This is a genomic window from Ruminococcus sp. RTP21358st1_G6_RTP21358_211008, assembly GCF_040908885.1.
GTDB lineage: Bacteria > Bacillota > Clostridia > Lachnospirales > Lachnospiraceae > Blautia_A > Blautia_A faecis.
Genome location: NZ_JBDGDM010000078.1, coordinates 1 through 10,936 on the forward strand (window position 1 = coordinate 1; position 10,936 = coordinate 10,936).

Here is a 10,936-nt window from a genome sequence, read left to right on the forward strand (position 1 = left end):
TTCTGAGATATTTATTGATGAAACACTAAAAAATCTTTGATTTTCAAGGAAAAAAGACTTGACTATATAGGGAGGAGTGAAGAATATGACTTTTAAAGACTTGTTTAGACGCTGGGGATTAAATAGTATTAAATTAAATGTTGGTTTTGCGGAGGTGGAATTTGGAGCAACAGAAGATGATCAAACAGCAGCATGGGATATGTATGTTGAACTGATTACTCGCATTACAACACAATCGTTGGATGATACAGATGGCGATGAGGAGACAGCATTAAACAGTATCTATCAGTTGTTTCCAATTACAAGAGAGATTTTGAAGAGTAAAGGACGTAATGCGGAGAATTTTTCAAAAATTGCAATAATAGTGCTGAACCAAATAATACGACCATTTACTGCAAAGTGGCATAAAAAGAAATTAAATGGAGCATTTTCAAATCAAGATGAGTGCATATTATTTAGAACGGAACTAAAACAATTACAATCAGAGCTTATTTGCTACAGTAAATTGCTGGCAGAGGTGGCTAAGGTAGAAGATTTATCTTGTTTTTTAGAAGATTGAATAAATGGAGGAACAGATGTCTGGCTATACGAAGCATGTATATGAAGAAGATTTGCAGGAAACGAAAAAACAATTAGTGAAATATGTGGATGATATTATTCCTTTATTATCTGAGGAATATGATTTTGATGAAATTCTGAAACTTGTAAAGAAATATTATCCTTTTGAATGGAGAATGCTGGAAGAAAAGTATCAATATTATTATAAAAAAGATAAAACTATAGAAAAATTTCATGGAAAAAAACGATATAATGCTGATTCTCCAGAAATAATCTTAAGAAAATTGTCCAGTATAAATAGGTTATTAATGCCAGATACTATTAAAAGAAGACAGGAGACTTTTTCTATTCAGAAACAAAAAGAATATAAAAATCTTTTGGATAAAAGACGTCTTCCTAAAATCGAAAAAAGACAAGAAAAAATAGAAAAAGCGAAGAAACGTGCGCAGGAAATGGAACCGGAGTTTCTTGATGCGTTGATGGGATTATATGATAGAAAAAACACAAGTCAAAAAGATAAGGTGTATATTTTTTTAGAGTTAGAAAAATACTATTGCAAGAAGACGATAAATTTTTTCAAAAAAGTTGCGGACAGTGAATACAACCGTCAGTTAAGAAATATGGCTTTTGAGCATTTACAAAGTCTGGGGCATTATACGTTTTTGAGAAAGCAAAAATATATGCAGATACATACCAAAAATAAGAAAAGGAAGCAACGTATTAAAGAAACTGCATATGAAGTTTATAATATAAAAGCGATTCCACAGGAATTAGAATATCGTATAGAAAACTCAAAAGAACAGAAAATAAAAAATTATGATTATTTTATTTCACATAGTAGCGTTGATTATGAATCCGTGCAAAGATTAATTACTCTTTTAAATAAGGATAATAAAAATGTATATTGTGACTGGAAAGCAGATAATAACTATTTAAAAAGACGTTTGGTTTGCAAAGCAACTCAAAATGTTATTAATAAACGAATTGAACAGTCTAAAAAGATATTATTTGTGGATTCGGATACTTCCAGAAATTCGTGTTGGGTAAAATATGAATTAAATTATGCTGATCAGTGTGGAAAAGAAATTTTAGTTTTGAGAAAAGATTCTATTGATAATAGTAATATCTGTTTGATGGCATTAAATGATAAATGGTTCATAGATTCGAATTATGAAAATATTTTACAGTTATAGTTTTATTGTACAGCCGAAAAATAGTATGATAAAATAATACATCAAAGAATCTGGTATTGATAGTGTTTTAAATATACTTAAGTCTTAACTTCCTGAAAAAGTAACACTCAAAAAATGGTAGATTGTAAAAAAACTGTGTGTTAGGATAGTTGTCAGTGAAAGAAAATTACTTTTGTGGTAGTATATAGCTATCACAGGAAGGGAGCTTTCACTATGAACTATTGTGAACTTCCGAAAAAATCTCCCCTAAACAAATTTTAGGGCTGATGAGGAAAAAAATATTGAAAATCCGGCGTTTTGCACGCGATTTTGCTTGCATGTGAACTTCCAGAAAAAGTTCCACCTAAACAAAATTAAGAGGATAGAAAATTGTGGACTTCCAGAAAAAGTTCCACCTAAACAAAATTAAGAGAATAAAAAATTGAAAAAATCCCGATTTTCTGCGGGTTCTGCTTGCAGGAGACCGGGATATATGGTATAATTATTTTAGGCGGAATACCGCCTAAAAGGAGGAACCTAATGTATCTGGATTTTTTAGTAAAAATACCATTCGTACCGGGAAAGATTACACGTAGGAAAAAGAAAGATGTTGTATATATTGAGTTCGAATATGACCGGATCTATGACCCGGTAAGGCAGTATACTTTTCCAAAAAGAGTAACGATAGGAAAGCTGTCTGAAACAGACCCGGAACTGATGCAGCCAAATCAAAATTTCCTAAAATATTTTCCTGATGCAGAGCTTCCAGAGACAAAAAACAGGACATCCAGAAGCAGCTGCCTGCGCGTGGGAGCATATTTTGTATTGCGTAAAATTATAGAAGAATACAACCTGGTCGAGCTCCTTGGGGGGTATTTTGAACAGCGTGATCTGGGACTTTTTCTTGATCTGGCGGTATACTCAATCATTGCAGAAAACAATGCTGCCCAGTACTATCCGGATTATACATATAACCATCCTCTTTTTACAAATGGAATGAAACAATACAGCGATTCTACTGTCTCAGATTTCCTGAATTCCGTAACGGATGACCAGAGTATTGGGTTCTTAAACTCCTGGAATGAGACCAGAAACCATCGCGAAAAAATATATATTTCCTACGATTCCACGAACAAAAACTGCCAGGCTGGAGACATTGAAATGGTGGAATTCGGACATCCGAAAGTAGATGTGGGACAGCCTGTATTTAACTATGCGGTTGCATATGATACACATAACCAGGAACCATTATTTTACGAGAAATATCCCGGAAGTCTGAACGATATCTCACAGCTTCAGTTCATGTTGGACAAAGCTTTTGGATATGGCTATAAGAAGATTGGCTTTATTTTGGACAGGGGTTATTTCAGCAGTGAAAATATACAATATATGGATAAATGCGGGTACAGCTTCGTGATCATGGTGAAGGGAATGGCTTCGCTGGTGAATGAACTGGTTTTGGAACACAAGGGAACTTTTGAAAGTAAGCGCGTGAATAACATCTATGAGTATGGAGTATATGGGAAGACCGTGAAGCACAGGCTTTATGCGGGTGATAAAAAAGAACGGTATTTTCATCTGTACCACAGCATTTCCAAAGAAAGTGCAGAGCGTGCCGGGATTGAAAACAGGCTCAACCAGATGACATTGTACCTTAAGAAATATCAGAATAAAGTAAAAGAATTCGGGCCAGGGTTTGAGAAGTATTTTAATCTTCATTATGATGAAAAAACACAGGCATTTGTACTGTCGGAAGAGCGCTGCAGTGTGGTGGAAAGGGAACTGGATCTGGCAGGATATTTCTGTATAATCACATCGGAAAAGATGAGCGCAAAAGAAGCAATCGAGTTGTATAAGAGCCATGATACATCAGAAAAACTTTTCCGGGGAGATAAATCCTATCTTGGAAATAAGAGCATCCGGGTGTATTCAGAAGAGTCAGAAAGGGCTAAGATCTTTGTTGAGTTTGTGGCGATGATACTGCGCTGTAAGATGTATACGAAGCTGAAAGAGGAGATGAAAAATCTGGAAAAGAAGCCGAATTATATGACAGTTCCGGCAGCGTTGAAGGAACTTGAAAAGATAGAAATGGTGCGTCAACTGGATAATATATACAGGCTGGATCATGCAGTAACAGCTAATCAGAAAACAATATTAAATGCGTTTGGTCTGGATGTGAATCATATAAAATACTATGCATCTGAGTTGAGTAAAGAATTGAAAAAGGTGGAATAAGGAGGAGACTTTGAAAGATTTTGAATCATTTGTAAAAACATATTCAACTAGAGATTTTATATATTTCTTTTCTCAAAAATCTATTGAAATATATAAAGAGCACATACACAGCTCAAAAAAATTTGGATGTTCTATGATGTTTCCTTTGGAATCTTTTCAATATGGCTTCTTTCGCAGAACTACAAACGTGATGTTACTTGCGTGGGATATCCCTAATATGGCATATCTTTCAATTATAAATGCAAATGATTATAGAAAAAATATAATGACAGAGGAAATGGCTGGAATAGGGGTTAACCTTTATAGAGGATATGAAAACAAATATTCTGGAAGTGAGTATCTAAAAAATGCGAGATTGCCGGATTTACATAAATATGTAATGGGTATGAGCTATGAGCAGTTCAAGTATGAAAATCCTGAATGGGTATACCAGAATTTTAATCGTAATTATCACATTCTTATTGGTTCACTTAGTATTAACAGGGATGGGCTTGTAGATGCCAATATGATTACAAAAGAAATTTTTGAATTTACTGTAGAAGAAACTCTGGCATTGGAGTGGGCTGTTTTGTGGTTATGTTACAATTGTCCATTTCCTTTGAGTTTACCCGAAAAAGTATATAGAAAAAAAGATGAAAGGATTTTAACAAAGAATAATATAGAGCGGATTATTGATTATTATTCTGTAACCTATGAACAAGTCAGAAAATCGCCATTGGGAAAACAGATCTTTTACAGTAAACCATTTGTTATTACTCAGAAGAAAAGAGAAAAGCTTGCGGTAAGCATTTATTTGGTTCAAATGATGCTAGCTGATGGACTATACTGGCTGATTAGGGATTATTACCACAATAACCAGAAGGGGCAAGTTTTTGTAAATGCGTTTGGTGAAATGTTTGAAGATTACTTCGAAGAATTGATGGGAGAATATCTCAAAAATGGTTTTTGGCATAAAATTCCTGAAAATAAGAAAAAAAGTGCAGATTATTATGTTGAGTTTGAAAAAGCTGTATTTATATTTGAATTAAAGTCCGGAATGTTGGGAATTGGAGCAAAGCAGCAGACACCTAATGTTGATCTGATTGATATATTTTATAAGAGAAATATAGAAAAAGCATACAATCAATTGAAAAACTCAGAATTAGAATATAAAGGCGATAAACCAGTAATAAAGATTTTTTTGTTATATGAGAGTATGCCTTCGAATACGCAGATGATAATTTCTTCATTACCAGAGTTATTTGAGAAAGATTCAAATTGTTATGTTATGACAATAGAAGAACTAGAAATGTTTTTAACTACGTATAAAAAAGATAGAGTTAAATTCGATAATATTGTGAGTAGGCTCATTACAAGTGAAAATGGGGCTAGACGATATAAGAGTGTTTTTGAAGTGCTACGGGAATATCAAGCAACTGAAAATATGCAGTTTACCGGAGAAAAAGATTATTTTGAAAAAATAGTACATTCGTATATTGGAGAGCATACGGAATAAATGACGAAAGTGGATATATTTGGAGGCATATATAAGAATGATTTTCCAGAGTATTGTCCAATATGCCGCCGTGCTTACGAGCACCAGAAACATAAACATGCACAAGATCAACGATACGAGGAAGATAAAAATGAAGCAATGTATATTTTGTATGGAGTGGAAAGAGGATAAAGAATTTAATCGTGAACATATTATTTTGGAAGCGCTTGGTGGAAAAGGCGACAAGGATATATGTTTGAATGTATGTACTTCCTGTAATTCCTCCCTTGGGACGAGGGTAGATGCTTCTCTTTTAAACCAGAGTATAACAAAATATATGAGATACAAATTCAAAATTAGAGGGAAAAATGGAATTCCCAATCCATTTAAAGGAATCGAAGTAAAATATGCAGATACGTCGATTGTTGGCGAGTTGAAAGTCGACAAAGAGGGAAAAATTAATGGGTTTCGTGCAAAGCACCAGGTATTAGAATGTAATAAAGAAAAATTGATTGTAGGTCCAAGAAAAGGGTTTGCGTCATATGTGAATAGTAAGCTGAACGAAAATGGTATGAATCCAGTAACAGAAAAAGAGCTTCTGGAAAATAGGATTGATTTTAATGAGCATAAAATTCCGCACGTTGAATTTGTGGAATTTCCAGAGGAAATGAGATCACAGTATTTGCTGTATGCATTTCCAACTATGTTGAAAATGGCATATGAATATTGTTTTATCACATTTGGAGAAAAATATTTAAAGAATCCTATAGCAATGAATATTAGGGATTTTTTGATAAAATACGATTATAAAAAAGATACAGAATACTGCTCGCCCACTATAGCTTCTTTAATGTGGATAAGTGAAGAAGAGCGGAAAATATCATTAAAAATGTATATAGATAATGATAATATATGGGTGCAGATTGTATTATGGGGGATGATTTTAGCAAATATTTGTATGTTAGAAGAGGTATTTGAGGATGAGATGAAGATTGACAGTGGTTTAAGTGTAGAAATGTGAAGACCACTTATTGAATAAAAATGGATCTTGGAGAAAGACACCATTAAAGAAAAATCGTGCATTTTCGAGGATTGAATTATTTATGACGGACTCTGAATATACGCGAATTAAAAAAATGAAAAATCTTATAGAGACACTGAACCGCCCGGAAGAGCATATGACTATTTATAGGACTGATGGATCCTTTGTAAGTTTGAAATACGAGAATAGTCAGGTGACTATTTGTGATTCAAGAGAGAAAAATGTGAGAAGGGTTGTGGAGGCGGATAATTTTATCAGGGATATTATGAGGGAATAGGTGTTAAAAAATCCCACTTAGTCATGAAGACCAAGTGGGACGATACTATGCCGTCTTTTGAGAATTGCAATAATCATAAAGATTCAAAAGATAATCCGGACTTTCTCTCCAAATGCCGGTATCGTAGTCGAAGAGTGCGCTATATATCTTTGAACTGGTGAAGCGAAGCAGTGCTTCCTCATACGAAATATTATCGCGCAGAGAGAGAGCTTCGACGGTATCACGCATAAGACTAACAGCACAGCTTTCTTTTTGTGAATCGGTGAAGTTATAGTTTGATGTCTCCATAGCGGTCACTCCTTATAAATTCAAGATGGTTAATGGCATCCTGGGTGCGGAAGCAAAATTGATCTTTTAAGCGATTGGGGATTAATTTTTTTATGGTGATTTTATCGGCTTCTGGTGTTCCAGGAATACCAAAATCAACTCCGCTGATATAACGCTGTAAGGTACGAGCTGTTTGATCGTCTGCAATTTTGCCACCGATGATATCAATTGTGCTATACTTTTTCAGAAGTTGTGGAAACAAATCTTTTTTTCGGTTTGCAGCTACAAAGTGGAGCCATTCGATGGTTGCTCCCTGAAAACAGTATGCCAGTATATTCGGATCATAGTGGAACTTATAGACAGATATTTGACCATCTTCAGGATTGAAATTTTCTGGAACACTACCAATGCGTATGGCTTTTCTGGTGGAAAGATGGACGTAATTGTATGCCTGCTCGTAAGATGAAGTAAGATAAAATCCGCGACCAAAATCAAGTCCACCAAAACAGCGGTTCAGGTCAATCTCTGGGATGCCAATGTAACTGCCGTGATATAGAAGTATTCCATCCTGTAATTCTATCATAAGGTTACACCTCGATTCTTTAACAAGGTCTCCACATCGTGAAGCACACAGGAATAACCATTTAAATGAAGAATGTCGTAGCATTCAGCGATAAAACCAAGGATATCGTATTTTCTGAATAGTTCAGTGCAGTTGCTGGAGGACATTTTCCATTTGGATTGAGCCATACGGAATACCCAGCACTGCATGTCAGCAATGTCGAGCTGTCTTTCACTCATAGAGATTCGCCTCCTTTGAGTATAATTTGTTAATTAAAGTATAGCGCTTTTCTTAGTCTATAGCAACGACTGAATCGCGAATTTTTTAGAGTTATTAAATACTTTTGCAGTCGCTCCATATCTCACATTCTCCGATACTCCCTCGGTGCAATCCCTTCTGTTTTCTTAAAATCCTGGAAAAATAATTGGCGTCGTTCATGCCGCATTCCTGGCCTGTTTTTTCAACGGAAAGGTCTGTGAAGCGGAGCAGTTGCTTGGCATGTGTGACACGGATTTGAATTAGGTAGCTGTTGACGGGAAGAACAAATTGATCTTTAAAACTCCGCGTAATAAAATTTGTTAATAAAATATTTTGATGAAAGCTGATCCAAGGTGATCTTATCCGCGTAATGGTGTTTGAATAATTATATTAAAACTGCCAGTCAATAGCTTCTCCGATTTTATCGAAATATGCGCAAATTGCGATTCCGATGGCCGGGGAGGTGGCACCTAGGTTAGAGGTTTTAAATTCGCAGGCATTGGCGATGTAGGAAAGTTTATTAGTGGCAATTTGCTTATATAATAAAGGCCACATATAATCAGCCACTTCTTTGAATTTTCCTGTAAAAATAATAAGATCCGGATTTAACAGGTTAACCAGTAAGTTTATAATTTTACCTATGTAATAAGTGAAAATCTCAAATTTTTCTGGATGATTAATTAAGTAATCCTTAATTTCTTTGGAACTTAATTCTGAAAATTCTTTTTTGGTCATTTCAAAAACATCATTTCGAATTCTATAATCGAGGCATTCACAACTACCGCAGGAACAGCATGGCTCTATTGCTTTGAAGTTTTGATTAGGATAAGGCGGCAGTTCTATATGACCGACTTCACCTGCCAGATTAGTAGCACCATGATACAAGGCGTTGTTAAAAATCAGACCAGCGCCAGTGCCTGCACCGAGATACAGGATCATCATATTTTTTTTATTTCGATATTTATAATTGGTACTGTCTGGATTGTACATATTATATTTTTCTGCTACGACAGAGGCATTGGAATTATTATCAATGTAAAGATTGATACCTTTTTGCTCAAAGAAATCTAAACGGTTGGGGTAAATAATTGTATTTAGGGGTCTGTCTGAAAGATATTCCAGATTATGCGACCGGACAATTTTTTTACCAACATTATCTATAGCACCAGTAAAAGCTATTCCAAGTGAAATAATATTCATATGATAACTGTCTTGATTTTCTACTATTTTAATAATATCGGCAATAATAGAATCTAATTTTTGTTGTAATTCAAATAAGTTATCAGGAGTTGGGAAAAAGATGTAATTACTAATCGGTTTATTTTTTTCCAACATATAACTTCTGGCTTCTTCAAACAGATTTAGGTCTTGAATCAATTTGGAAAAAAAATCTGCAGAAATGGGCAAAAAGTTCATGTCAATGATGGATAACTTAATTTGTGCTGATCCTACAGATAAACCTACCATATAGGCAAATTCCCCATTAATGGCTAGTCCCTCGTCTGGATCAAAGATGCCGGATTTTTTTAAAGCTTCAATATTGGTTGATACTGTAGGCCAGGAGACTTTCAGGTATTCAGATAATGCTGTTTTTGAAATCTTCGGCTGACAGCGGACAATATTGATGAGTTTATTTTGAGCTTTTAGCTGTGATATTAATTTCTCCATATTTTTCTCCATATTTATGCTAGATACAATAGTTGTATTATTAAGTAATTTAATAATATCATATTTATATATTTATATCAAATGGTTATTGTGAAATATGTATTAAATTATTTCGATAAAATTTTTATATTAGTGAAAATGATTAATACAAAAAACTGATTTAAAAAATTTAACACTCTCTTGACAAAGAAATAAGTAGAGCGTACAATAATAATTGTAAAAATGCACAACACTAAAGATAGGAGGTGTGAGTATGAGTAGTTCCCCTTAGTGATCCTTTAGGTAAGGTATGCGATGCAATAGCAGTAGCTGTTGTAGAAGTTGGCAAGATTGTAGTGAAATTACCTGCATGGTTTCAGATGCTAGTAGTTGTTGCAAGTGTTGGCTATGTGTTTTTTATTGCTTTGTTGCGATACAAGAAGGAGATGGCAGAGATTAAATCCCAGGCCAGGTCGAAGACAGAGGAATATATAACAAGGAGCTTAAAAACAATTGCTGAAGTTCTTGAAAATATTGTAAAAAGAAAATAGGGCACGTAGTATATGATTTTGAGTAAACTGCTTTAAAGAGCAGAGAATAGTGTTAAATATGTGTTTCCACTAAAAGGGGGACTCCTGTTTGACGCAAGTCAAATCACCCATGCTCATAAAGAGAACAAAGAAAAGGAGTTTAAAAGTGAATATAGGTGAAATATGTATTTGATGGTTCCAATTTTTGCGAAAAAGTTGGGACCATTAAATATATTGAGAAAAACTGAACAGATAAGGCTGATTCCAAAAGTCTCACTTAGTTGTGAATGCTAAGTGGGATGATATTATGCTGTTTTTGAAAATTGCAGTAGTCGTAAAGACTCAAAAGATAAATAATGAAAGAAAGTGTATTACTTGGAATGGGAAGAATTAGGGGGAGTGATTGTGAATAATAGAGTTACAGAAGAAATTATTAAAATTACTTTTGGAGATAATTGGCTTATTGCTGCATTTGTTTTTGTTGTGGCTGTGTCCGCAATTCGATTTATCCGTAAAAATAATCTCCCCAAGTATTTTCGGAAGTGTCTTATTGTTTGTGTGTGTGCAATTGCTGCATTGATAGATTCTAAATTTTTTCAGTGGAATGAGTATCTTGGTGCGTTGCGGATAAGGAAGGTTTTCCCGCTGCTATTGCTGACAGTAATAGTTGTAACTATAGCGATTTTTATCTACTCATATATGAAGAATGACAAGCAGCTAAAGTATGTGATTAAAAACACAGAGTCAGATGGAAATATAATTAAAGCATGGGAACGTCTGCAAAAAATAAAAACGATAAATTTGACACCCTGGCAAAAGAGACAATATGATAAAAGAAGCTTCCTGTATAATAAAAAACGTAGATGTTGAAAATTGAAAATACCTCAGAGTACAATAAGACTACTGACTGGCAG

Annotated in this window: 13 protein-coding genes; 8 read left to right on the top strand and 5 right to left on the bottom strand. The window is 34.4% G+C overall.

What is annotated here, in order from left to right; all coding sequences use genetic code 11:
* The first annotated feature begins 85 nt into the window (after positions 1 to 85).
* The 6 genes from AB5Z12_RS19780 (at position 86) to AB5Z12_RS19805 (ending at position 6,758) form a co-directional block, all read left to right on the top strand.
* Positions 86 to 559 (top strand): hypothetical protein, encoded by a 474-nt coding sequence (locus AB5Z12_RS19780; protein ID WP_055058754.1) that lies wholly within the window; start codon positions 86 to 88, stop codon positions 557 to 559.
* 4 nt (positions 560 to 563) lie between these two features.
* Positions 564 to 1,751 carry a toll/interleukin-1 receptor domain-containing protein gene (locus tag AB5Z12_RS19785; protein WP_368357299.1) on the top strand — a complete coding sequence of 396 codons (1,188 nt, stop codon included), beginning with the start codon at positions 564 to 566 and terminating at the stop codon, positions 1,749 to 1,751.
* Positions 1,752 to 2,270: 519 nt separating this feature from the next.
* Positions 2,271 to 3,965, top strand: a complete 1,695-nt coding sequence (locus AB5Z12_RS19790; protein ID WP_368357300.1) for a transposase — start codon at positions 2,271 to 2,273, stop codon at positions 3,963 to 3,965.
* Between the two features lie 10 nt (positions 3,966 to 3,975).
* Positions 3,976 to 5,460 (top strand): hypothetical protein, encoded by a 1,485-nt coding sequence (locus tag AB5Z12_RS19795; protein ID WP_368357301.1) that lies wholly within the window; start codon positions 3,976 to 3,978, stop codon positions 5,458 to 5,460.
* Positions 5,461 to 5,611: 151 nt separating this feature from the next.
* Positions 5,612 to 6,460 carry an HNH endonuclease gene (locus tag AB5Z12_RS19800; protein WP_195589389.1) on the top strand — a complete coding sequence of 283 codons (849 nt, stop codon included), beginning with the start codon at positions 5,612 to 5,614 and terminating at the stop codon, positions 6,458 to 6,460.
* Between the two features lie 115 nt (positions 6,461 to 6,575).
* On the top strand, positions 6,576 to 6,758 hold the full coding sequence (locus AB5Z12_RS19805; protein WP_148463222.1) for a hypothetical protein: 183 nt from the start codon (positions 6,576 to 6,578) through the stop codon (positions 6,756 to 6,758).
* Positions 6,759 to 6,803: 45 nt separating this feature from the next.
* Here the strand turns inward: AB5Z12_RS19805 and AB5Z12_RS19810 are convergent, their stop codons facing one another.
* The 5 genes from AB5Z12_RS19810 to AB5Z12_RS19830 form a co-directional block, all read right to left on the bottom strand.
* Complete coding sequence (locus tag AB5Z12_RS19810) at positions 6,804 to 7,046, bottom strand: hypothetical protein (protein ID WP_148463221.1); 243 nt, start codon at positions 7,044 to 7,046, stop codon at positions 6,804 to 6,806.
* Positions 7,027 to 7,608: a DUF3990 domain-containing protein gene (locus AB5Z12_RS19815; RefSeq protein ID WP_173770436.1), complete on the bottom strand. Its 582-nt coding sequence runs from the start codon at positions 7,606 to 7,608 to the stop codon at positions 7,027 to 7,029. Before AB5Z12_RS19815 ends, AB5Z12_RS19810 begins: the two co-directional genes overlap by 20 nt.
* Entirely contained in the window at positions 7,605 to 7,826 is a 222-nt protein-coding gene (locus tag AB5Z12_RS19820) for a DUF3791 domain-containing protein (protein WP_148463219.1), read from the bottom strand. Before AB5Z12_RS19820 ends, AB5Z12_RS19815 begins: the two co-directional genes overlap by 4 nt.
* 94 nt (positions 7,827 to 7,920) lie before the next feature.
* A complete protein-coding gene (locus tag AB5Z12_RS19825) occupies positions 7,921 to 8,217 on the bottom strand; it encodes a helix-turn-helix domain-containing protein (RefSeq protein ID WP_148463251.1) in 297 nt (98 codons plus the stop codon).
* Between the two features lie 18 nt (positions 8,218 to 8,235).
* Positions 8,236 to 9,513: an ROK family protein gene (locus tag AB5Z12_RS19830; protein ID WP_173736589.1), complete on the bottom strand. Its 1,278-nt coding sequence runs from the start codon at positions 9,511 to 9,513 to the stop codon at positions 8,236 to 8,238.
* A gap of 335 nt (positions 9,514 to 9,848) precedes the next feature.
* Between AB5Z12_RS19830 and AB5Z12_RS19835 the strand changes: the two genes are divergently transcribed.
* Positions 9,849 to 10,043 carry a hypothetical protein gene (locus AB5Z12_RS19835; RefSeq protein WP_148463217.1) on the top strand — a complete coding sequence of 65 codons (195 nt, stop codon included), beginning with the start codon at positions 9,849 to 9,851 and terminating at the stop codon, positions 10,041 to 10,043.
* A gap of 354 nt (positions 10,044 to 10,397) precedes the next feature.
* Positions 10,398 to 10,892 carry a hypothetical protein gene (locus AB5Z12_RS19840; RefSeq protein WP_368368747.1) on the top strand — a complete coding sequence of 165 codons (495 nt, stop codon included), beginning with the start codon at positions 10,398 to 10,400 and terminating at the stop codon, positions 10,890 to 10,892.
* Positions 10,893 to 10,936 lie beyond the last annotated feature (44 nt).